The sequence below is a fragment of the Acidobacteriota bacterium genome (assembly GCA_019347945.1).
Taxonomy (GTDB): Bacteria; Acidobacteriota; Thermoanaerobaculia; order Gp7-AA8; family JAHWKK01; genus JAHWKK01.
Genome location: JAHWKK010000001.1, coordinates 279,422 through 302,573 on the forward strand (window position 1 = coordinate 279,422; position 23,152 = coordinate 302,573).

16 protein-coding genes are annotated in these 23,152 nt (G+C 63.1%); 15 read left to right on the forward strand and 1 reads right to left on the reverse strand.

Annotation, left to right across the window (positions count from 1 at the left end; all coding sequences use genetic code 11):
* Nucleotides 1-19 precede the first annotated feature (19 nt).
* From hemH to KY459_01270, 14 genes are all read left to right on the forward strand, one after another.
* Complete coding sequence (gene hemH, locus KY459_01205; protein ID MBW3563327.1) at nucleotides 20-1,018, forward strand: ferrochelatase; 999 nt, start codon at nucleotides 20-22, stop codon at nucleotides 1,016-1,018.
* A 67-nt stretch (nucleotides 1,019-1,085) separates the two neighbouring features.
* Nucleotides 1,086-1,472, forward strand: coding sequence for a hypothetical protein (locus tag KY459_01210; protein ID MBW3563328.1), 387 nt, complete (start codon nucleotides 1,086-1,088; stop codon nucleotides 1,470-1,472).
* 53 nt (nucleotides 1,473-1,525) lie between these two features.
* Nucleotides 1,526-1,906 carry a DUF393 domain-containing protein gene (locus KY459_01215; protein ID MBW3563329.1) on the forward strand — a complete coding sequence of 127 codons (381 nt, stop codon included), beginning with the start codon at nucleotides 1,526-1,528 and terminating at the stop codon, nucleotides 1,904-1,906.
* 83 nt (nucleotides 1,907-1,989) lie between these two features.
* Nucleotides 1,990-4,485, forward strand: a complete 2,496-nt coding sequence (locus KY459_01220) for a PilT/PilU family type 4a pilus ATPase (protein ID MBW3563330.1) — start codon at nucleotides 1,990-1,992, stop codon at nucleotides 4,483-4,485.
* A 1-nt stretch (nucleotide 4,486) separates the two neighbouring features.
* Nucleotides 4,487-5,578: a type IV pilus twitching motility protein PilT gene (locus tag KY459_01225; GenBank protein ID MBW3563331.1), complete on the forward strand. Its 1,092-nt coding sequence runs from the start codon at nucleotides 4,487-4,489 to the stop codon at nucleotides 5,576-5,578.
* A 56-nt stretch (nucleotides 5,579-5,634) separates the two neighbouring features.
* Nucleotides 5,635-5,898, forward strand: a complete 264-nt coding sequence (locus KY459_01230) for a DUF2442 domain-containing protein (GenBank protein ID MBW3563332.1) — start codon at nucleotides 5,635-5,637, stop codon at nucleotides 5,896-5,898.
* Between the two features lie 216 nt (nucleotides 5,899-6,114).
* Nucleotides 6,115-7,167, forward strand: coding sequence for a LacI family transcriptional regulator (locus KY459_01235; protein MBW3563333.1), 1,053 nt, complete (start codon nucleotides 6,115-6,117; stop codon nucleotides 7,165-7,167).
* Nucleotides 7,164-9,989 carry a TonB-dependent receptor gene (locus KY459_01240; GenBank protein ID MBW3563334.1) on the forward strand — a complete coding sequence of 942 codons (2,826 nt, stop codon included), beginning with the start codon at nucleotides 7,164-7,166 and terminating at the stop codon, nucleotides 9,987-9,989. The genes KY459_01235 and KY459_01240 overlap by 4 nt, the downstream gene beginning before the upstream one ends.
* A gap of 178 nt (nucleotides 9,990-10,167) precedes the next feature.
* On the forward strand, nucleotides 10,168-11,622 hold the full coding sequence (locus KY459_01245; GenBank protein ID MBW3563335.1) for a Tat pathway signal protein: 1,455 nt from the start codon (nucleotides 10,168-10,170) through the stop codon (nucleotides 11,620-11,622).
* Nucleotides 11,623-11,636: 14 nt separating this feature from the next.
* Entirely contained in the window at nucleotides 11,637-12,923 is a 1,287-nt protein-coding gene (locus KY459_01250) for a sugar ABC transporter substrate-binding protein (protein ID MBW3563336.1), read from the forward strand.
* A gap of 2 nt (nucleotides 12,924-12,925) precedes the next feature.
* On the forward strand, nucleotides 12,926-13,819 hold the full coding sequence (locus tag KY459_01255; protein ID MBW3563337.1) for a sugar ABC transporter permease: 894 nt from the start codon (nucleotides 12,926-12,928) through the stop codon (nucleotides 13,817-13,819).
* Nucleotides 13,816-14,646: a carbohydrate ABC transporter permease gene (locus KY459_01260; GenBank protein MBW3563338.1), complete on the forward strand. Its 831-nt coding sequence runs from the start codon at nucleotides 13,816-13,818 to the stop codon at nucleotides 14,644-14,646. The genes KY459_01255 and KY459_01260 overlap by 4 nt, the downstream gene beginning before the upstream one ends.
* Entirely contained in the window at nucleotides 14,643-17,789 is a 3,147-nt protein-coding gene (locus KY459_01265) for a discoidin domain-containing protein (GenBank protein ID MBW3563339.1), read from the forward strand. Before KY459_01260 ends, KY459_01265 begins: the two co-directional genes overlap by 4 nt.
* Complete coding sequence (locus KY459_01270; GenBank protein ID MBW3563340.1) at nucleotides 17,786-20,158, forward strand: glycosyl transferase family 36; 2,373 nt, start codon at nucleotides 17,786-17,788, stop codon at nucleotides 20,156-20,158. The genes KY459_01265 and KY459_01270 overlap by 4 nt, the downstream gene beginning before the upstream one ends.
* Before the next feature lie 192 nt (nucleotides 20,159-20,350).
* Here KY459_01270 and KY459_01275 read toward each other — a convergent pair whose 3' ends face one another.
* Complete coding sequence (locus KY459_01275) at nucleotides 20,351-21,688, reverse strand: beta-glucosidase (GenBank protein ID MBW3563341.1); 1,338 nt, start codon at nucleotides 21,686-21,688, stop codon at nucleotides 20,351-20,353.
* Between the two features lie 91 nt (nucleotides 21,689-21,779).
* Here KY459_01275 and ugpC point away from each other — a divergent pair, with 91 nt between their 5' ends.
* A complete protein-coding gene (gene ugpC, locus KY459_01280; GenBank protein ID MBW3563342.1) occupies nucleotides 21,780-22,844 on the forward strand; it encodes a sn-glycerol-3-phosphate ABC transporter ATP-binding protein UgpC in 1,065 nt (354 codons plus the stop codon).
* Nucleotides 22,845-23,152 lie beyond the last annotated feature (308 nt).

Sequence of the window (23,152 nt, forward strand, 5' to 3'; positions counted from 1 at the left end):
CGAGGGATTTGGGCGCGTGATGCCGGAACGGATCGGTATTCTCGTCGCGCAGCTCGGTACTCCCGACGCCCCGACCGCATCCGCGGTTCGCCGCTACCTCCGCCAGTTTCTCAGCGACCGGCGCGTCGTCGACACCAATCCGGTCCTGTGGTGGCCGATCCTGAACGGCGTCGTCCTGATGACGCGACCGAGACAGTCGGCGGCGCTCTACCGGAACGTTTGGACCGAGAAGGGGTCTCCGCTGCTGCTGATCACCGAAGCTCAGTCGAAGGGGCTCGAGGAGACGCTTCGATCGTCGGTCGGCGGAGTCGAGATCCGTACGGAGGTGGCGATGCGCTATGGAAACCCGTCGACGGGTTCCGCGATTGACCGGCTGATCGAGTGGGGCGCTCAAAAGATTCTCCTCTTTCCGATGTACCCGCAGTATTCGGCTGCCTCGACCGGGTCGGCCTACGACGAGGTCTTTGCCGAGCTTGGCAAGAAGCGATTCGTTCCGACGCTGCGAGTCGTCCCTCCGTATTACGTCGATCCTCTTTACATCGGAGCGCTGGCGGAATCGCTGAGGGAGAAGCTCGACGCGATGGCCACGCCGCCGGAGAAGATCATGGTCTCGTTTCACAGCATTCCGCAGCGTTACGCGGATCTGGGAGATCCATACGCGGAGCATTGTCGCGCGACGGCTGAGGCTCTTGCGCGGGAAATGGGGTGGGGAAGCGGCGACTATCTGCTGACCTTCCAGTCGCGCTTTGGCCGCGAGCCGTGGCTGCAGCCCTACACGGACCAGATGCTGATGAAGCTCGGAGGGGACGGCGTCGAAAGCGTCCTGGTGATCTGCCCCGGATTCACCGCCGACTGTCTCGAGACGATCGACGAGATCGGAAACCTTGGTCGCGAGCAGTTCGAAGGGTCCGGTGGAGGAGAGCTTCACCTCGTGGCCTGCCTCAACGATCGACCGCGCTGGATCGACGCCATGGCCGCAATCGCAAGGCGCGAGCTCGCCGGCTGGCTGCAGCACTGATCGCTTTCTGCCCGCGGCTTCTCCTCTCTCGCGCGGAAATTGCTTTGCATCCGGGGAGGAGGACACCATGAAGCAAATATTGATGGTCCTGGCGAGCGCGATTGCGCTGATCGCTGCCGGCTGCGGATCGCTCTTCGACGACGACAGCGACGCAACGGCAAGACAGGAACAGTGCTGGGTGGAGATCTACGAGGACGCGCAGTTCGTTCGCGAGACGCCATGGACCCGCATCCAGGGTCCCACCGAGATGAGCAACGTCGACAATCTCGCCGGTCGGAACTGGAACGACAAGATCTCGAGCATTCGAGTCGGCCCTGACGCGGTGGTTCAGGTGTACGAGCATGCCGGATTCCGTGGCGAGGTTCGCGAGTACGATTACGGTCGTTACATCGACAACCTCGACAGCGATCGCCTGAATGATCGGATCAGCTCGCTCAAGATCCGCTGCAGGTAGCGTTTTCCGGACCTGGATTCCCGGGCCCGGGCGTCCGGTTATCGAATGACGAGATGGAACCAGTGCACGTCTACTACGACGGAGGATGCGGGTTGTGCAACCGCTCGGTGAATTGGCTGAAGCGGAAGGAGGATCGCGGACTGTTCGATCTTGCCACTCTCGAGAGTGAGAAGTTCGAAGAGCTCGCCGGCCGGACGAACCGGACGTTTCCCGACAGCATCGTCGTCGAGACGGGCGACGGGACGATTCTGACCCGGTCGGCTGCCGTGATTCATCTGCTGAAACGTCTGGGAGGCGTCTGGAAGATGGTCGGATGGCTGATGTGGATCGTTCCGCGGCCGTTGCGGGATGCGGTCTACGATCTGATCGCGCGGTTCCGCCATCGCCTTTTCCCTGGTCCCGACTCCTGCCCGATCGGTGCTCCTCGAGGCTGAGGGCTGCGTCACTTCCTGAAAATCAGTTGACGTTGCAACGGGTGACGCGACAGACTTGCGCTTCGCGAAACTCGAGGATCGATTTGCCCCTTCCCATTTTCCAGAGTGATCTCAAGGACGTCCTGAAACGGCTTTCGGCGAAGGACTATCAGACCATCGAGGAGCGGGACGAGCTGCTGCAGAGGCTTGCCGCGCTGGACGGAATCAAGCCGCGCGACATCGTCTGGATGCTCTTCCGGCCAGACCGCGCGCTGCGCGATGCCGCGGTCGCCGTCCTCGCGCGCCTCAAGGCTCCCGAGACCGTCGACGTCATCGTCGCCGAGAGCAGCGGGAAGCCTGAAGCCGCTTTCAAGGCGGCCGTTTCCGTCCTCTTCCAGCTGGGGATTCCGGGTGCGGAGGCGCGGCTGATCCAGCTGATGAGCTCCGAGGACGAGCAGAAGGCGGCGACGGCAACGAAGATCCTCTTCGAGGCGCCGGTCACGCCCCAGATCGAGCAGCTCCTCTGGCAGATCGCGACCTCGGGAAGAGCCGAGCAGAAGGCTCCGGCGGTCGCGCGTCTCGCCTCGACGATGGTAAGCGACAAGTCTCTGCCGAGATGGCAGAAGCTGGCGGCCGACGCTGACCGCACCATTCGAAACAAGGCGCTGGAGGTGCTCGCACGCGACGTTCCGGCCGAATCAGTCGACGTCCTCGTGAACCAACTGCCTACGGCCGAGTACACGACCCAGCAGGTGCTCGTCGAGGCGCTGACCCGCGCCTCGCAGGGAAAGGGCCCCGAGTTCGCCGACCGGATCATTCCGCTCATCGCCTCGGGTGATCCGGCAACCCGATCCGCGGTCCTCAAGATCCTGCTCGGAATGAGCCACCGGAAGGAGCTCATCCGGCGCTACATCATGTTCGCGAAGACCCTCGCTGGCTGGGCGCGGGATCGCGCGCTCGACTCGATGAAAGCGTTCGAGGGCGACCTGCTCGAGCCCGCCATCGAGCTTCTGTCCGACGAGGATTCGGAGATCCGATCCGCGGCGCTCGCGCTTGCGGGAAGTTTCGACGATCCGCGGATCGTACCGGCTGCGATCGGGCTTCTCTCCGACGAGGACTGGTGGATTCGGATCTCCGCGGTCGAAACGCTCGGCCGTCAACGCGATCCGCGCGCAGTCGAGCCGATTCTCGCGATCATCAACGATCCGGACGTTCGCTGGAGCGCGGTCGAGGCGCTCGGATCGATCGCGGACAACCGCGCGCTGCCGGCTCTCGGAAAGCTGCTTGGTGATCCGAGTCCCGACGTCCGGATAGAAGTGCTGCAGGCGCTGAGACACTTCAATCATCCGAAGCTCCTTGACGCGATCCGGAACTCGGCCAGGAACGACGAGAACCGCTCGGTGCGGATGCGTGCGGTGGACATCGCGGAGGAGATCGCTGCGCGCGACGCGAAGCCGATGGCAGATGCGAGCGAGCTGCGTGCGGCTGCGCTGACGGCGTCGATCGGGGCCAGCGAGCCGAAGCTCCACCAGATGCTCGTCGCGACGCGAAACCAGGGCGGGTCGGACTTCCACCTTTCGGTCGAACAGCCGCCGATGGTCCGGATCGCCTCGGAGCTCCTGCGCGCCCAGGGAGCCCCGTTCACCGCGCCGCAGACCGAGGCAATGCTGAAGGAGATCCTTCGCGAGGATCAGTGGCAGAGGCTCGAGGCGACCAAGCAGCTCGACTTCTGCTACTGGATCCCGCAGGCGGGACGGTATCGGGCGAACGTCTTTCTCGACCAGAAGGGCTACAACGCAGTCTTTCGCGTGATCCCGGAAAAGCCGCCGACGATCGCGGAGATAGGGCTTCCGCCGCGCCTCGCGGAGATCGCGGGTTACCATCAGGGCCTGGTGCTGATCTGCGGGCCGACAGGGTCGGGCAAGTCGACCACGCTCGCGGCGCTCGTCAATCTCTTCAACGAGACCCGCAATGATCACGTGCTGACGCTCGAGGACCCGGTCGAGTTCGTCCATCCCTTCAGGAACTGTCTCGTCAACCAGCGTGAGGTCGGGACGCACACGACGTCGTTCGCGCGAGCACTCCGGGCGGCCCTTCGCGAGGATCCCGACGTCATCGTGATCGGCGAGATGCGCGACAACGAGACGATCGAGCTGGCGCTGACGGCCGCCGAGACAGGACACATCGTTCTCGGGACGATCAATTCGACGAGCGCCCCGAAGGCGATCGACCGGATCATTTCGAGCTTCCCGGTCGACGAGCAGGCCCAGATCCGGACCTCGCTGTCGGAGTCGCTCAAGTACGTGACGGCTCAGCGGCTGCTTCCGTCGAAGCAGAAGCACCGTCAGGTCGCCTGCTTCGAGATCCTCAAGGCCGACGGCTCGATCGCCAATCTCATCCGCGACGAAAAGACGTATCAGATCTATTCGGCGATGCAGATCGGCCGCTCTCGCGGGATGCAGACCTTCGACGACGGGCTGAAGGATCTCCTCAAGCGGGGAGAGATCATGCCGGAGACGGCGTATCTCGCGGCCGAGAAGAAGGAAGACTTCGAGCCGCTCGTCTCCGCCGACTTCCTCGAATCGTTGACGATGGTGTGAGATGAGCCAGCCGACGCAGAAGATCGACCGATTCCTCAAGCTGATGACTGACCGCGGCGCATCCGACTTTCATCTGACGGTCGGCCGCCCGCCGATGCTGCGAGTGTCGGGCTCGATGGAGCCGATCCGGTACCGGACCCTCACCGAGGGGGACTTCGTCGACATGGTCCGCCCGGTGACCCCCGACCGGCTCTGGAAGGAGTTCGAGGAGAGCGGCGATCTCGACTATTCGTACGAACTGCCGGGGGTCGCGCGCTACCGCGTGAACGTCTTCCGCCAGCAGCGCGGCAGCGGAGCGGTGTTCCGGATCATCCCGTCGAAGATCATGACGATCGATCAACTCGGCCTGCCGGCGCAGGTGAGGAGAATCGCGAAGCTGCGGAGCGGGCTCGTTCTCGTGACGGGGCCTACGGGCTCGGGCAAGTCGACCACGCTCGCGGCGATCATCGACCTCATCAACTCGACCCGGACGCTTCACATCATCACGATCGAGGACCCGATCGAGTTCGTCCATCCGGCGAAGAACTGTCTCATTCACCAGCGCGAGATCGGGACGCACGCGACGAGCTTCGCAGAGGCGCTGAGGGCTGCGGCGCGGGAAGATCCGGATCTGATCCTGGTCGGCGAGATGCGCGATCTCGAGACGATCTCGATGGCGCTCTCGGCCGCGGAGAAGGGGACGCTCGTCTTCGGGACCCTTCACACGAACAACGCGGCAAAGACGATGGACCGAATCATCAGCGTCTTTCCCTCGGGCGAGCAGGAGGGAATCCGCAACGTCCTCGGCGAGACGATCCGGGCGGTCGTGGCGCAGCAGCTGCTGCCGAAGGTGGGCGGCGGGCGGGTGGCCTCGCTCGAGATCCTCTTCGGCTCCCCGGCGCTGGGGAACATCATTCGCGAAGGGAAGACCTCGCAGATCACCTCGCTGATTCAGATGGGGACGAAGGAGGGGATGATCGACATGGACGGCTCGATCATGAAGCACCTCGAGGAGGGTCGCGTGTCGGCGCGCGCCGCCTACGACAAGGCGATCGACAAGGAACAGTTCAAGGACTACCTCGAGAAGGAAAAGGAATCGGCCGCGGGGGCGTGAGCCCTGATCTGAAAGCCTTCGAGAGTAGGTACGACGGGCGATCGAGGAGCACGAGGATGAAATCCGCACAGCCTGGAACCGCCACTTCTCGAGCAGAAGTGACTAACATCTCGCCAAACGGAATCTGGCTTCTGCTCGACGAGCGAGAGCTTTTTCTTTCATTTACGGAGTTCCCGTGGTTCAGGGATGCTCCCGTCAGCAGGATTCTGGAAGTGGAAACGCCGAGCAGTGGGCATCTTTACTGGCCTGGCCTGGATATCGACCTCTCTGTCGAGTCCATCGACCATCCGGAGCGGTTTCCGCTGGTGGCACGTCCCTGACGACGACATCAGCAGCCAGACGCCTTCGCTCTGTCGGTTTTTTTGAGTGTCTTCCCGGACATCTGTGAAGAGAGCGATTTTCGTCGTGGTGAGGGCTTGACAGGGATTTCAGATGTGGGATAGGTTGGCTCAATGTAAACGTTTTCAGTAACCGCTTACAGAAACCGGTTACAACCGATGAGCCAGACCAAGCAAGAGCGCTCCCCTCAGTCGAACGTGCGCAACGCGACCATCCGAGACGTCGCGGAGCGGGCCGGCGTCTCGGTCGCAACCGTCTCCCGGGTTCTCAACTCCACCTCACAGGTACGTGGTGAAACAGCCCAGCGTGTGCTCGAAGCCACCGAAGCGCTCGATTACGTCCCGCACGTCGGTGCGCGGAGTCTCTCGACTCGCCGGACCAGTACGGTCGGCGTGCTCCTCCCCGACCTCCACGGCGAGTTCTTCTCCGAGGTGATTCGAGGAATCGATTCGGCGGCGAGGCGAACCGGCTATCACCTCCTCGTGTCTGGTTCCCACAGCGACTGGACCGAGATGTCAGCCGTGCTGGGAGCGACGAGAGGTCGAGTCGACGGCATCATCGTGATGGCCCCCGACCGCGATGCGGAGGCGGTGCGGATTCATCTCCCGCGGGGAGTTCCGGCGGTTCTTCTGAATTGCCACGCCGACTCGATTCCGTCGATCAGCGTCGACAACAAGGGAGGAAGTCGTGCGATGGTGAGGCATCTCGTCTCGCTGGGACACAAACGGATTGCGTTCATTCGCGGTCCGGAGGCGAACGCCGATGCGTGGGAGCGTCTGCAGGGTTACCGCACGGAGATGCGGCGGACGGGTGATCGGGACGAGGATCTCGAGCTCGCCGGGGATTTCACCGAAGAGGGGGGATTCGCGGCAGCAGGCGTCGCGCTCGCGCTCGACCCGAGGCCGACGGCGATCTTCGCGGCCAATGACGCGATGGCGGTCGGAGCGCTCGGTGCTCTGCGCGAGCAGGGAATCGACGTTCCAGGCGCGATGGCGGTCGCGGGATTCGACGACATCCCGATCGCACGATTCATGGCCCCTCCTCTGACGACCGTCGGGGTCGAGATCTCGGAGTTCGGCCGGCGTGCCTTCAATCTTCTCCAGGACGTTCTCTCGGGCGACGAGAGAGCTCTTCGCAGCGAAACGGTCTCGACAAGACTCGTGATCAGGGAATCGTGCGGGGGTGCTGTCGATCCCCGCCTGAAAGTCAACCAGAAACGAAAACCAGTAACGAAGAGGAGAGCAGAATGAGTGAGATACGAAAAAGGCCAGGGATCTTTGCGTGGTCGCTGACGTTGTTCCTCATCGCGATGTTCGCGGTGCCGGCGATGGGACAAACCACGACCTCGAGGATTCGGGGCTCGGTGGTCGATATGCAGGGCAACGCCGTCGGGTCGGCGGAGGTGAACGCCGTCAATGTCAACACCGGATTCGTCCAGACGGTCAGGACCCGCGGCGACGGGACCTTTACGGTGCCGGGTCTGATCCCCGGCGATTACACAGTGCTGGTCGCGTCGCCGGCGTTCCAGACGTACCAGAGGGAACTGACGCTGCTGGTAGGCCAGACGCTGACTCTCGATCTGGTTCTCACACCATCGACTGTTCTGGCCGAGGAGATCACGGTCGTCGCGGGCATTCCGGTCGATATGGACGCGACCGAGGTCACGACGAATGTCACGCGTGAGCAGATCGAATCGCTTCCGCAGAACGATCGCAATTTCCTGAACTTTGCGGTCCTCGCGCCGGGTGTGACCCTCAGCTCCGATCCGCAGAACAAACAGGTTCGTGGTGGCGCACAGACGGCGGCGGCGACCAATGTCTACATCGACGGAGTCAGTCTCAAAAACGACGTCATCCAGGGCGGCGTGATCGGACAGGACTCGAGCCGCGGGAATCCGTTCCCTCAGAATGCCGTGCAGGAGTTCCGCGTCATCACCCAGAACTACAGCGCGGAGTACCAGAAGGCTTCGAGCGCGATCATTACGGCAGTCACGAAGTCGGGCTCGAACCAGCTCAGGGGCAATGTGTTCGCCTATTACCAGGACAAGGATCTCGTCGACGACGACCCGTTCTCCGAAGCGCGGAATCAGCCGAAGCCGGAGTATGAGCGCATGCAATGGGGGATGAGTCTGGGGGGACCGATCGTACAGGACAAGATGCACTTCTTCATCTCCTACGAAGCAAACGATCAGGACCGACAGGAGCGAGTGACCTTCGGACCGAATCGCACCCGTCCGTTCGCACAGGAGTTCCTCCACCTGGAGGGAACGTTCACGCAGCCGTTCAGGGAAGACCTCGCGTTCGGGAAACTGAGTTTTCAGCCGAGCTCGAGCCAGATCTTCGACTGGAGTGCGATGTACCGTGACGAGTCGGACATCCGAAGCTTCGGAGGAGACCGGGCGTTCACGGCGGGAGAGAACGTGCTTCAGGAGGTCTGGGGCACGACGCTTCGTCACCAGTTGACCGCCGAGACCTGGCTGAACGAAGCGTCGCTCAGCTACAACGACTACGCCTGGAGTCCGACCCCGGTGACCGAGGAGCCGTCCCGTCTTTACTTCGGCTTCGGCTGGGTCGGAGGGCGCGGTGGCGAACAGGATATCGGCCAGCAGCGCCTTTCCTTCCGCGACGACCTCAGCTTCACGGGATTCGAGATGGCGGGCTGGCATATGTTCAAAGTCGGCGCGATCGCCGAGCTTCTCGAGTACAACGTCCGAAAGGACTTTTTCGGAAATCCGATCTTCATCTTCAATCCCGACGTCAGCACCGAGTTTCCGATCGAGGCGGAGTACGGCCTCGGCGATCCCGACCTTTCGGCGGACAACGAGCAGTTCGGCGTTTACGTCCAGGACGAGTGGGCAGTCAACGACCGGCTGATGGTGAACCTCGGGATTCGATGGGACTACGAGACGAACATGCTCGATCCCGATTACGTGACGCCGGCCAACATCCGAGAGACGTTCGAGGACATTCTCCCCGCCCGGTACTTCACGGACGGCACCCAGCGCGAGACGCCGAATGATCTGTTCGCGCCTCGCCTGGGTCTGGCGTACAACCTCTTCGACGACGGGAGCACCGTGCTCTTCGGTGGGGCGGGTCGTTACTACGACCGTGTGCTGTTCAACGACATCCTCGACGTTCGGTTCCGTCAGCAGTACAGGCAGGGGCGCTTCCGATTTTCGGAGGATGGCCAGCCGCGAGACGGCTTCCAAACGGTCCAATGGGACGACCGTTACTTCACCGAAGAGGGATTGCAGGAAGTCATCGCCGCGGGCGTGACCGGCAAGCCGGAAGCGTTCCTCATCGAGAACGATACGGAGACACCGTACTCGGACCAGTGGAACATCGGCGTGCGCCAGCAGTTCGGCAAGTTCCTGGCCTCGCTCAGCTACGCGAACATCCGAAGCTACAACGGATTGTCGTACATCTTCGGCAGCCGGAACCCGAATGGGACTTGCTGCGCGGTCGACCCGAGCTGGCCGTTCTCGAACGTGCTGATCTCGACCGACGACAAGAGGACGTGGTACGACGCGGTATATCTGACCCTCGACCGGCCCTTCACTGCGGCCTCGAACTGGGGATTCAACGTTGCGTACACCTGGAGTGATGCCGAGCAGATCGGTGGAGACCTCTTCAGCCTGGACGCTCCGACTGTGGAGGACTATCCGCGTTACAGTGTCCCGGGTTCGCGCGAGCACGTTCTCGTTGCAAGCGGACTCGTCGGGATTCCATACGACATCCGTCTCGGTACGATCATCCAGTACGGGTCTGGTGACGCGTTCAACGTCTTCGATGCATCCCGAGGGTTCGGACCGAACGAGTTCGTGATCCGGTGGGGAGAGGGCGAGGGCCGAAGCTACACGACGGTCGATCTGCGCGCCGAGAAGGATTTCGTGATCGCAGGATCGAGCAGTATCGGCATCATCCTCGAGGCTTTCAACGTGTTCGGAGAGGACCGGTTCACCGCGTACGAGTCGTTCATCCCGCCGCAGGGGAATCCGCGTTTCGGAGAGCCGAACGCGATCATCAGCGGATCACAGCGGCGCTTCCAAGTCGGTGTGAGACTGGGCTTCTGATCGATTCAACACCGGTCGGAGGGCGGCGGATCATGCCGTCGCTCTCCCCGGTGGTCTCGACCGGTACTGACATTCTGACGAACAACCTCTGTATGAATGCTGCCTGCGGTTTGCGATGCTGGAGGTGACGATGTTCCCGAACAAGGCTACGGGTGTTAGGAAAGCTGCAAGACGCCGGATGGCACTGACGCTTCTGATCCTGGTTCTGGCGAGCTGCCAGACGAGCCCGCCTGCGGGCGATCTCGAAGCATCGGGAACAGACGATCAAGTCCGGAGGCGCGCGGTCAGCCGGCCGGACGCCACGGCCATCACCCCGTTCGTCAACGATCTCCAGAAGCGGTCATTCGGCTACTTTTGGGATCTGACCAACGAAGAGAACGGCCTCACGCCCGATCGCTGGCCCCGGGAAAGCTTTTCGAGCATCGCAGCAGTGGGATTCGCGCTGCCGGTCTATGCGGTAGGAGTCGAGCGGGGATGGATCAGCCGCGAGCAGGCGCGCGAGCGGGTCCTCACGACACTCGAGTTCTTCATGAATGCGCGGATGGGCCCGGAGGCGAGGGGCAACACCGGCTATCAGGGTTTCTACTACCACTTTCTCGACATGGATACCGGGGAGCGATTCGCGGACACCGAGCTCTCGAGCATCGATACGACGCTTTTGCTCGCCGGCGTCCTCTTCTCGCAGAGCTACTTCGACCAGAATCATCCGGACGAAGCCCGGATCCGCCAGCTGGCCGAGGATCTCTATCTCCGGGCGGACTGGACGTACTTCCTGACGCGGCCTCCGCTCGTGTCGATGGCGTGGCGGCCGGAGCGAGGGTTTGGCCGGGCGGACTGGCGCGGATTGAACGAGGCGGCTGTCCTCTATTTTCTCGCGCTCGGATCGCCGACCCATCCGGTCGATCCCGAGGCGTGGGACGCGTGGGCGAGCACGTACCAGTGGCGCGACTTCTACGGATACGAGCATTTCAATTTCGCTCCGCTCTTCGGCCACCAGTACTCGCACATCTTCGTCGATTTTCGCGGAATCCAGGACGAGTATCTGCGCGAAAAGGGGATCGATCTGTTCGAGAACTCCCGCCGCGCGGTCCTCTCGCAGCGCGAGTATGCGATCGACAATCCGGTGGGGTGGCGCGGATACGACTCCGAGATCTGGGGGCTGACCGCGTGTGATGGCCCGGGTGACGGGCAGATGGTCGTCAACGGCGAGACGCGTCAGTTCTGGTCCTATCACGCGCGAGGGGCGGCGGCGACCGAGATTCGCGACGACGGAACGATCGCTCCGACCGCGGCCGCGGCGTCGATCCCATTCGCGCCGGAGGTCGTCATACCCGCCATCGAGGCGATGAACCGTCGTTACGGACGAATTCTGTACCAGAAGTATGGCTTCCTCGATTCGTTCAATCCGACGATCACCAGCAATCCGTCGTTCGAGCTGAAGCATGGAAGGATCGATCCGGAGCTCGGGTGGGTCGACGGTGACTATCTCGGGATCGACCAGGGTCCGATCGTTCTGATGATCGAGAATTACCGAACGGGACTCGTCTGGGAGGTCATGAAGAAGAACCCGCACCTCGTTCGTGGACTGAAGCGGGCGGGCTTCTCGGGCGGATGGCTCGACGAGACCGAATGACGGCGCGGCAGCGCATGCGGATCGTTCCGCGACTCGGGGCGGCGCTCGTGCTTTTCGGCGGGCTCCTCGCGGGGATCGCATCGTGCTCGTTCAGGAGCGGTGCGGACGTCACGGTGATCGAGTTCTGGGGGCTCGGCCGTGAAGGAGAAGTCGTCGCCGAGCTCGTGCCGGAGTTCGAGCGGCTGAACCCCGGCATTCGCGTCGAAGTCCAGCAGATCCCGTGGACCGCGGCGCACGAGAAACTTCTCACCGCCCACGTCGGAGAGTCGCTTCCCGACCTCGCCCAGATGGGCAACACCTGGATTCCCGAGTTCCATCTGGTCGGAGCTCTCGAGAATCTCTCCTCCCGCATGGATGCCTCGGACATCGTCGTCCAATCCGATTATTTTCAGGGAATCTGGGACACGAATCTGATCGGGAACGATCCGTTCGGCATCCCGTGGTACGTCGACACGCGCGTTCTCTTCTACCGAAAGGACATTCTGCAGGAAGCGGGATTCGATCATCCCCCGCGGACGTGGAGCGAGTGGATGCGAATGTGCGAGCGGCTGAAAGCGAACAGCGATCGCGAGAGCTTTTATCCGCTGCTCCTTCCGACCAACGAGTGGCCGCAGCCGGTCGTCCTGGCGCTCCAGACCGAAGCCCCGTTCGTCAGCGAAGACGCGAACGCGCAGTTTCATGATCCTCGCTTCCTCGAGGCCTTCGATTTTTACCTCGAGTTCTTCCGACGGGGACACGCCCCGGTGATCAGCGGCAGCCAGATCGCGAATCTCTACCAGCAGTTCGGCGAAGGAGAGTTCGCGATGTTCATCACGGGCCCGTGGAACGTCGGCGAGCTGCGGCGCCGTCTTCCGGAGCACCTCCAGTCGAGCTGGACGACGGCGCCGATGCCCGCCCCCGACGGCGAGCCGTACCCCGGCGCGTCTCTGGCCGGGGGGTCGAGTCTCGTATTGTTCCGGGGCTCGGAGAACCCCGACGCGGCGTGGAAATTCATCGAGTTTCTCTCCGAACCGGCGCAGCAGGCGCGCTTCTACAAGCTCACCGGAGATCTTCCCGCGCGAAAGTCCGCGTGGGATGTTCCGGTCCTCGCGGAAGATCAGGAGATTCAGGCGTTCCGGACTCAGCTCGAGAACACCGTGGCGCTTCCGCGGATCCCGGAATGGGAACGGATCGCCACGATGATCTTCGAGGAGGGGGAGCTTGCCGCTCGGGGCCGGTTCACGACCGAGCAGGCGGCCGACCGGCTCGATTCGAGAGTCGACGAGGTCCTCGTGAAGCGCCGCTGGGTGATGACGCAATGAGGATGTGGAAACCGAGCGGCTCCGAGGCGCGAGCGGGCGTGCTGTTCGTGCTGCCGGCGCTGACGCTGATCGGGGTCTTCTTCTTTCTCCCTGTTGCCGCGGGTCTGCTGCTCAGTCTGACCGATTTCGACATTTACTCCCTCGGCAATGCAGAACACACCAGGTTCGTCGGTGGGGGAAACTATCTCGAGCTGGTCCGCAGTCAGATTTTCTGGAAGGCGCTGTGGAACACGCTCTACTTCTCGCTCGTGGCGGGACCGCTGACGATTCTCCTCGCGCTCGGTACGGCGCTGCTCCTCAACGCGAAGCTGGGACGGTTCAGGACCTTCTTCAGGACGGTTTACTTCGCGCCGGTCGTGACCACGCTGGTCGCGGTCGCCGTGGTCTGGCGCTACCTCTACCACCCGCGCGTCGGACTGATCAATCGCTTCCTCGGGCTTTTCGGAATCGAGCAGATCGACTGGCTGGGCGATCCGGCGTGGGCAATGCCGGCGATCATTCTGCTGGCCATCTGGAAGAACTTCGGTTACGGAGCAATCATCTTTCTCGCCGGATTGCAGAATGCCCCGGAGGATCTCTACGAAGCGGCGCGGATCGACGGAGCAGGACCGCTGCGGCAGTTCTGGCACGTGACGCTGCCGGCGCTCGCCCCGACATTCGTCTTCGTCGCGCTGATCACGGCGATCGGCTACGTGCAGATTTTCGCGGAGCCGTACGTGATGACCCCCGAGGGTGGGCCGCTCAACAGCACGTTGACGATCGTGCTGCTTATGTATCGGGAAGGGTTCCGCTGGTGGAACATGGGCTTCGCCGCGGCGATCGCCTTCATTCTGTTCGTTCTGGTCGTGAGCGGCGCGGTGGCGATGGCGTTTGCGAGACGGAGACTGGCGAAATGACGAAAGCACGCCGCCTCGCTTCATCCGTTGCCATCAATGGAATGCTGATTCTCGGCGGATTTCTCACGGTAATTCCCCTCCTCTGGATGGTGTCGGCTTCCCTGATGCCGGCGGGTGAAGCGACGGCGTTTCCGCCGCGGCTGCTTCCGAGCCGTGTGACGTTCGAGCACTATTACGATCTCTTCGCGCGACTCGATCTCGGGAAGGCGCTGTTCAGCAGCGCGGTGATCTCGATCGTCTCGACGCTCTGCTCGCTTCTGTTCAGCTCGATGGCGGGCTACGCCTTTGCGAAGCTGCGATGGGGCGGGAGGGACAGAGTGTTCGCCTTTCTCGTCGCCGCGCTCGCGATTCCGGCGCAGGTCACCATGCTCCCCCTCTTTCTGATGCTGAAGTCGATGGGGCTGGTCAACACGTACGTCGGTGCGATGATCCCGTTTCTGGCGACGATCTTCGGGATCTTTCTCGTTAGACAGTTCATGCTGTCGGTCCCGGACGATCTGATTGCGGCGGCGAGGATGGACGGAGCCAACGAGTGGCAGATCTACTGGTCGATCATTCTGCCGCTCGCGCGACCGGTGCTCGCGACGCTCGCCATCTTCACCTTCATGTCGGCATGGAACGACTTCATGTGGCCGCTGATCATCCTCACCGATGATGACCGCTACACGCTTCCCGTCGCGGTGGCGAATCTTCTCGGCGAGCATGTGCAGGATCTCGAGCTGATGATGGCGTCGTCGGTGCTGACGATCATTCCGGTCCTGGCAGTATTCGTCATTCTGCAGAAGCAGTACATCGCCGGACTCATGGCGGGGAGCGTGAAGGGATGAGACCGGCGATCGGCGCTTCCTTCCTCCTGGCGATCCCCTTCTTCGCTTTCGGCACGAACGCGGTTGTCCAGCCACGCACGCTGGACGATTTCTCCTCGGTGGAACGATGGGAAGCCGATCCCTCTCCGGGAGTTGAGATGGAAATCTCGAGGGGAGAGGGCCGGACCGGGGCGGCGCTGAGGGTCGATTTCGATTTCGGCGGCGGTGGTGGTTATGCGATCTCGCGGCTGCCGGTCGATATCGATCTGCCGGAAAATTACGAGCTGTCGTTTCTCATACGAGGCGAGACTCCCGTCAATACGCTCGAGGTCAAGTTTCTCGACGAGTCCCGCGAGAACGTCTGGTGGAGCGTCAAACGTCGCTATCGATTCCCGACCGACTGGACGCGTCTCCGCTACAAAAAGCGGCATCTCGACTTTGCGTGGGGGCCGCAGGGTGGCGGAGAAATCAAGAAGCTTTCCGCAATCGAGATCGTCGTGGTTGCCGCGGAGGGAGGAAAGGGAACGATCTGGGTCGACGACCTGACGTTCACTCCGCTCGAGCCGGAAAGACCGTACGATCTGACCCCGTCGCTGAGCGCCTCGTCCACGCTTTCGCCCAACGCTCCAGTTTACGCGCTCGACGGCAGCGAAGCGACGGCGTGGCGGAGCGGCCGCGGAGGCGAGCAGCATATCGAGATCGACTTCCTCCGTCGCCGCGAGATCGGAGGACTGATCATCGACTGGGCCGAAGGAAGCTTCGCGAGCGACTATGACGTCGTTCTTTCGGTCGATGACAGCTCCCGGGACACCGTCTGGCGAACGCGCGGAGGCGACGGAGGCCGGGATTGGATCGTGTTGCCCGAAGCCGAGGCGAGCTATGTGCGTCTGGTTTTCCTGCGCGGTCCCGGAGCGGGATACGGCATCCGCGAGATCGACGTGCTGGAGCCGCAGGCGTCCGAAACGAAGAGTGCGATGTGGGAGCGGATCGCCGCGGAGTCCCCCGCCGGATCGTTTCCTAAGTATCTCTCGGGACGGCAGTCCTACTGGACGGTGATCGGCGCCGCGGGAGACCGGGGCGAGGCGCTGATCAACGAGGAGGGGACGATCGACATCGATCCGATCCGCTTCTCGCTCGATCCCTTCCTCCGCGTGAAAGGGGACAACGAGGCGCTCCTCACATGGACGGACGCGAAGACGATCACACAATCGCTTGCCGGCGGTGATCTGCCGATTCCGACGGTGGTTCGGGATCATGGCGATCTCGAGCTCTCGATCACGGCATTCGCGCGCGGAGAGGCGGGTCATTCGGTGCTGTGGGTGCGGTATCGAGTGGCCAACAGCAGCCGGACTCAAAAGGATGTGACGCTGCATCTCGCAATCCGGCCGCTTCAGGTCAACCCTTCGTGGCAGTTCCTGGCGATGCCGGGAGGAACGACGGACATCGTTTCGCTTCAGCGCAAGGGCGCGCGAATCGTTGTCAACGATACGACCAGCGTCATTGCTGTGACCCGGCTCGATTCATTTGGCGCGATGCGATTCTCGGAAGGGGAGATTGTCGATCGTCTGCACTCGAATGCGATCCCGGAAACGCCGGCCGTCGAAGATCCCCTCGCCTCAGCCTCGGGAGTGATGTCGTGGTCGTTCGCCATTCCGCCCGGCTCGGCTCGCGACGCCGTCGTCGCCGTCCCCTTTCACGAGCGCCCCGCCGGTTTTGACGGCGGGCTTTCGATGGCGAGCGCCGCCGCAGCCGCGGAGCGCGAGCTGGAAGTGGCACGGGCCGACTGGGAGAATCGTCTCGGACGGGTCGGGATTCATCTCCCGGAGGTGGCCAGTCATGTCGGCAGGGCGATCCGGAGCAATCTCGCATACATCCTGATCAACAGGGATGGCCCTTCGATTCAGCCGGGCTCCCGATCCTACGACCGGTCGTGGATTCGCGACGGCTCGCTGACTTCGGCGGCTCTTCTCCGGCTCGCGCATCCGGAAGAAGTGAAGGACTTCATCGAGTGGTATGCCCTTCATCAGCGGGACGACGGCTACGTTCCCTGCTGCGTAGGCGAGCGTGGCGCTGATCCCGTGCCGGAGAACGACAGTCACGGCCAGTTCATCTACCTCATCCGGGAGTACTACGACTTCACCGGCGACCGGGCGCTTCTCGAAAGGATGTGGCCGCACGTGCTCGGGGCCGTCGAGTACATGGACGAGCTCCGCCATCAGCGGATGACCGACGAGTATCGCGAAGAGGAGAAGCGAGCCTTTTTCGGGCTGATGCCGGAGTCGATCAGTCATGAAGGCTATTCAGCGAAACCGATGCACTCGTTCTGGGATGACTTCTTCGCGCTGAAGGGGTTCGAGGACGCGGCCCGGATCGCCGCGGCTCTCGGAGAGGAAGAGAAGAGAGAAGAGATCGCCGCGATCCGCGACGAGTTTCGCCGCGACCTCCATGCATCGATCGATCGCACGATGGCGATGCACGGAATCGACTACATCCCGGGATCGGTCGAGCTCGGAGATTTCGATGCGACCTCGACGACGATCGCGATCAATCCGGGCGACGAGCTCCGGAGGCTTCCAGAGGATGCGCTCGAGTACACGTTCGATCGCTACTGGCGGGAAATCGTCGCACGGCGTGACGGCGAGGTCGAGTGGGAGGCTTACACGCCGTACGAGTGGAGGACGGTCGGCACGTTCATCCGGACGGGGCAGCCGGAGCGCGCGAAGGCGCTCATCGACTGGTTCTTCACCCACTCGAGGCCGCCTGCGTGGAACCACTGGGCGGAGGTAGTGTTTCGCGACGAGACGACCCCGAAGTTCATCGGCGACATGCCGCACACGTGGGTCGGATCGGACTTCATCCGGTCGATCCTCGACATGTTCGCCTGGGAGCGGGACGATGCGCTCGTCATCGGAGCCGCGTTGCCGCTCGACTGGGTCACGAGCGAGAACGGAGTTGCGATCGACATGCTCAGAACCCGGTACGGCCCGCTCAGCTGGACGTTGAAGCGCGAAGGCGCGGAGATCGTCGCGGAGATCGGGGAAGGAGTGGAGATGCCGGCGGGGGGAATCGTCGTCGTGTCGCCGATCGACCGGAGCGAGACGATCGTCCGGGAAGTACCGGCGCGGGTGTCACTCGGACGACTGAACGAAGGGGTGAGACGTTGAAACCCGAATCGGGGGAATCCGGTTATGGCCACTTTTCCGGCGACGGTCTCGAATACGTCGTCACGAATCCGCGCACGCCGCGCCCCTGGTCGAACATCATCTCGAACCAGCGCGTGGGACTCGCGGTCAGTCAGTCGGGGAGCGGCTTCACGTGGATCGACAATTCGCAACTCGCGGTCATCACGGCCTGGCAGCAGGACTTCGCCAGCGACACCTCGGGCAAGTTTCTCTTCGTTCGCGATAGGGAGTCGGGAGAGGTCTGGTCGCTCTCGCCCGCGCCGGTCTGGAGGGATCCGGAGTCATACCGGTGTCGTCACGGCATCGGGTACACGACGTTCGAAGCGGAGAATCACGAGATTGCGAGCGAGTGGACGCTGTTCGTTCATCGGCACGATCCGGTCGAGCTGTGGCTCGTCACGCTCCGGAATCTCGGGTCGAGACCTCGTCGCCTCGCGCTGACCTCGTACCTCGAGTGGTGCTGCGGGGTTGCGCCCGCGCCGCGGCGCGAATTTCACAAACTCTTCCTCGAGAACGCCTTCGATCCATCGCACCGCGCGGTCCTCGGGTGGAATCACATGTGGGACGTGCCGTCGAAACGGTACGGGCACTGGAACGCTGATTTTCCCTATGTCGCGGCGTTCGCGACGACGGAAGCGGTCACGGCCGCGGAGGGGGAAAAGGTGGCGTTTCTCGGACGGTACGGGACGCTTCGCGATCCGTGCGCTCTCCGGCAGGAAACGTGGGAGGGGCGGTTCGGACGCCACGTCGATCCGGTCGGTGCGATGCGGTCGGCGGTCGAGCTCGCACCGGGTGGTGAGATGCAGATCGGATTTTCGCTGACGATGGACGTCTCGCCGGAGTCCGCTCTCCGCTCCTCGACGGCATGGAGCAAACCGGCGTCGATCGAGCGCGAGCTGAACGAGGTCCGAAAGAGCTGGCGAAGCCTGCTTGCGACGCACCGACTGGAGACCGGTGACGATCGCTTCGACGGGCTGATCAACGACTGGGTGCGCTATCAGGCGATCTCGGCCAGGTTGTGGGGACGCTGTGGTTACTACCAGCAGAGCGGCGCGTTCGGATTCCGTGACCAGCTGCAGGACTCGCAGGTCTGGCTGACGATCGAGCCGGAGCATTGCAGGGAGCAGATCAACCTTCATGCGGAGCACCAGTTCGCCGACGGATCGGTCTATCACTGGTGGCACCCCCTCACGGAGCAGGGGCTCGTGACGACGATGACCGACGATCTGCTCTGGCTTCCGTTCGTGACTGCCAATTACATCCGGGAGACCGGGGACTACGCCATTCTCGAGGATCAGGTCCCGTTCCTCGATCAGAGGGAGCGCTCGCCGCTTCACGAGCACGTTCGCCGCGCTTTCGAACGCGTCTTTCTCCGGACGAGCGAGCGCGGACTTCCCCACATCGGGGCGGGCGACTGGAATGACGGGCTGTCGGCGGCCGGCCTCCAGGAGCGTGGAGAGTCGGTCTGGCTGGGCCATTTCCTCGCGGGGCTTCTGGCCGACTGGAGGGAGATCGGCCGGCGAGGAGGTCATGCGCCCTTCGCCGCGGACTACGCCGACCGGCGGGCCGCACTCGTCGCGGCGATCAACGAGCACGGCTGGGACGGAAGCTGGTACTGGCGCGCGAGCCTGGACGACGGGTCGAAGATCGGCAGCGCGGAAAACGACCGGGGCTCGATCTTCCTCAACGCGCAGACGTGGGCGATTCTCAACGACGTCGCCCCGCCCGATCGTGCCCGAACCGCCTGGGCCGCGGTGTGCGAGAGGCTCGTGACGAACGTCGGCGCGCTGCTTCTCAGTCCCGCTTACGACGAGCCGGTTGCTCCAATCGGATACATCACCCGCTATGCGCCGGGTCTCCGGGAGAATGGCGGGGTCTATACGCATGCCGCGACGTGGGCGATCGCGGCCGCCGCGAAGATGAAGGATGCCGGGACGGTCGGCAGACTGCTCGAAGCAATCGATCCGACCAACAAGGACCCGGAGCGTTACTGGGCGGAGCCGTACGTGCTGCCGGGCAATGTCGACGGACCGGAGTCACCGCTGTTCGGCCGGGCGGGATGGACCTGGTATACGGGATCGGCTGCGTGGCTTCATCGCGTCGTCTCCGAGTGGGTGTTCGGGATTCGTCCCGACTGGAACGGGCTGAAGGTTGATCCCTGCCTTCCTCCGTCCTGGTCGTCGGTGCGGATGACGCGACCGTGGCAGGACAGCCTCTTCGAAATTCAAATCGAGCGCGGGCAAAAGCCGCAAATCGAGCTCGACGGTCGTGAGCTTTCGGGCAACGTCATCGAGCCGCTCCCCCGGGGCGGCACGCACCGGGTGAAGGTAGTGGTGAAGAGTGAAGAGTAAAAGAAGAGTGAAGAGTGAAAGAAGAGTGAAGAGTGAAGAGTGAAGAGTGAAAGAAGAGACGCCGCGAAGATAACCTCTCGATATTCTCACCTTCTTTTACAACCAAACCCCAGAAACCTTCGCCGTCCTTCGGCGGCTCAGGATGACGATGTGAGAGATCCATCGCCTTTCCTGATCCCTGATCCCTGATCCCTAATCCCTTCCCCTGATCACATCGGCCACGAACCGGCCGCTCCGCTTCATCGTTCGCTTCTGCGTCTGGTAGTTGACGTGGACGATGCCGAGCCGCTGGGAGAAGCCGTGGGCCCACTCGAAGTTGTCGAGCAGCGACCAGATGAAGTAGCCGCGGAGGTCGACTCCCTGCTTGATGGCGTCGAGAGCCGCCCGGAAGTGCGCGCGGAGATAGTCGACTCGAAGCGGATCCTCGAGAATGTCCCCCTCGACGGCGGGCGGGTCGTAGAAGGCGGCGCCGTTCTCGGTCACATAGAGCGGAATCCGGCCATAGCGCTCGGTGACCCAGACGAGCGTGTCGCGCAGTCCCGCGGCGTAGACCTCCCATCCTGTCGTCATGTGCGTCGCGTGAGGCTGCCGGACTCGCTCCGCCCGCTCGATCGGCTCGTTCGGATCGTCCCGGACGACGGCGCGCGTGTAGTAGTTGATCCCGAGAAAGTCGATCGGCTGGCGGATGAGCTGGAGGTCCTCGTCCGGCCAGGCGGGGAAGGCTTCGCCGAACATCTCGGTCATCTCCTCCGGATACGAGCCGAGCAGAGCGGGATCGAGGTACTGCCGGTTCATGTAGGCGTCGGCGCGACGCGTCGCAGCGAGGTCGGCTTCGCTATCCGAGGCGGGGTACTTCGGCTCGATGTTGACGACGAGTCCGATCTTCCCTTTGCCGGTCGATCGGTACGCCTGGACCGCGGCCCCGTGAGCCCGGAGCAGATTGTGCGAAGCGATGGGTGCCTCGAAACGGTTGGCGTGACCCGGAGCGAGGACGCCGTGGAGGTAGCCGCCGTCGGAGACCACCCACGGCTCGTTGAGCGTGACCCAGAGCGGATTCCGGTCGTCCAGCGCTCGGAATGCGACCGAGGCGTATTCGGCGAACCAGTCCGCAATGTCGCGATTCAGCCAGCCCCCGCGGTCATCCAGAGCGGCCGGGAGATCCCAGTGATAGAGCGTGATCATCGGGCGGATGCCGGCGTCGAGGAGTCCGTCGACGAGCCGGCGATAGAAGTCGAGCCCCTTTTCGTTGACTGCTCCGGTGCCTGCAGGAAGGATCCGTCCCCACGCGATGCTGAATCTGTAGGCCCCCAGGCCGAGCTCGCGCATGAGGGCGATGTCATCGCGCCAGCGGTTGTAATGATCGCAGGCGACGTCACCCGTATCGCCGTTCGCGACTTTGCCTTTCGTGTGGCTGAAGCGGTGCCAGATCGACGCCCCCGCGCCGTCGGCGAGAGGCGCCCCCTCGATCTGATACGCGGAGGTCGCGGCACCCCAGAGAAACCGCTCGGGAAACTTCAGACGATGTGACATCGTCGCGAATCTTACTTTCAAAGCCCCGGGGCGTGGAGTCAGCCCCACAGAACCTCGTGGACATGCTCGCGTCCCCGGTAGAGAATGGATCATGGCCAACGTCACGCTCGATCGGGTTCGGAAGGTCTACGACGGCGATTACGTGGCCATCGAGGAGGCGACATTCGAGGCGAAAGACGGTGAGCTGCTCGTCTTCGTCGGCCCCTCCGGCTGCGGCAAGAGCACGCTGCTGCGAATGATTGCCGGGCTGGAGGAGATCACCTCCGGCACGATCAGGATCGGGGACCGGATCGTCAACGACGTCGCACCGCAGGCTCGCGACGTCGCGATGGTGTTCCAGACGTATGCGCTCTATCCGCACATGACGGTGCGGAAGAACCTCGCCTTCGGTCTGAAGCTGCGGAAGGCGAGCAAAGAGGAGATCGATCGGCGCGTCGGAATCGCCGCGGACCTTCTCGAGCTCGGCCCGCTTCTCGACCGGAAACCGAAGCAGCTCTCGGGGGGTCAGAGGCAGCGCGTCGCGCTCGGGCGGGCGCTCGTCCGGGAGCCGGCCGTCTTTCTGCTCGACGAGCCGCTCTCGAATCTCGATGCGAAGCTCCGTCTGCAGATGCGGACAGAGATCGCGAAGCTCCACCGGCGGCTAGGAACGACGATGATCTACGTCACGCATGACCAGATCGAGGCGATGACCCTCGGAGACCGGATCGTCGTGCTCAACGACGGCCGCATCCAGCAGATCGATACACCGATGAATCTCTATCTGAAGCCAAAGAATCTCTTCGTAGCGGGATTCATCGGAAGCCCGGCGATGAACTTCATCCGCGGGCGGGTGGAAGTGGATCCGTCGATGAGCTTCATTTCGCGGGACGGCGCGCTGAGGGTCCCGCTCGATGAGCGATCTCCAGGGGGGAGCCGGGAGGCGATTCTCGGCGTTCGCCCCGAGGATCTCGACATCGACGGGCGGGGCGGGGAGACGGTGCTCGAGCTGGTCGAGCCGGTGGGAAACGAGACGTTCGTCTACGCTCGCGCGGGGGAGACGCAGCTCGTCGCGCGAGTCGCGCCGACCGACCTGCCGAAACCGGACAGCCGCATCGGGCTCCGCTTCGACCCCGAGAAGCTTCACCTGTTCGATCCGTCGGACGGAGCACGCCTGTAGCTCAATGCCCGGGAGGGCGAGCCTCTGGCGAGCCGCGATCCTCGAAAATCTCTCCTGAAACCTGTGACCTTCCTGAACCCGGAGGGCGAGAGTCCTGCCGAGCCGCACCGTCAGGAGGCGCGAGGAACGTTTGACCGGGAGGCCGAGCCTCTGGCGAGCCGCGATTCTCGAAAATCTCTCCTGAAACCCGCGGCCTTCCCTGAACCCCGGAGAAGGGTGAGATCCTCGGTTTCAGGATGCGAATCGCAAGGCCGTGGCTCGCCGGAGGCTCGCCCCTCCCGGGTTAGATCCTCGGTTTCAGGATTCGA

Bases quoted from the DNA above. Each gene is read 5' to 3' on its own strand.
- hemH (MBW3563327.1), top strand. From the start codon at position 20: ATGCCGGAACGGATCGGTATTCTCGTCGCGCAGCTCGGTACTCCCGAC.
- KY459_01210 (MBW3563328.1), top strand. From the start codon at position 1,086: ATGAAGCAAATATTGATGGTCCTGGCGAGCGCGATTGCGCTGATCGCT.
- KY459_01215 (MBW3563329.1), top strand. From the start codon at position 1,526: ATGGAACCAGTGCACGTCTACTACGACGGAGGATGCGGGTTGTGCAAC.
- KY459_01225 (MBW3563331.1), top strand. From the start codon at position 4,487: ATGAGCCAGCCGACGCAGAAGATCGACCGATTCCTCAAGCTGATGACT.
- KY459_01230 (MBW3563332.1), top strand. From the start codon at position 5,635: ATGAAATCCGCACAGCCTGGAACCGCCACTTCTCGAGCAGAAGTGACT.
- KY459_01240 (MBW3563334.1), top strand. From the start codon at position 7,164: ATGAGTGAGATACGAAAAAGGCCAGGGATCTTTGCGTGGTCGCTGACG.
- KY459_01245 (MBW3563335.1), top strand. From the start codon at position 10,168: ATGGCACTGACGCTTCTGATCCTGGTTCTGGCGAGCTGCCAGACGAGC.
- KY459_01250 (MBW3563336.1), top strand. From the start codon at position 11,637: ATGCGGATCGTTCCGCGACTCGGGGCGGCGCTCGTGCTTTTCGGCGGG.
- KY459_01255 (MBW3563337.1), top strand. From the start codon at position 12,926: ATGTGGAAACCGAGCGGCTCCGAGGCGCGAGCGGGCGTGCTGTTCGTG.
- KY459_01260 (MBW3563338.1), top strand. From the start codon at position 13,816: ATGACGAAAGCACGCCGCCTCGCTTCATCCGTTGCCATCAATGGAATG.
- KY459_01265 (MBW3563339.1), top strand. From the start codon at position 14,643: ATGAGACCGGCGATCGGCGCTTCCTTCCTCCTGGCGATCCCCTTCTTC.
- KY459_01275 (MBW3563341.1), bottom strand. From the start codon at position 21,688: ATGTCACATCGTCTGAAGTTTCCCGAGCGGTTTCTCTGGGGTGCCGCG.
- ugpC (MBW3563342.1), top strand. From the start codon at position 21,780: ATGGCCAACGTCACGCTCGATCGGGTTCGGAAGGTCTACGACGGCGAT.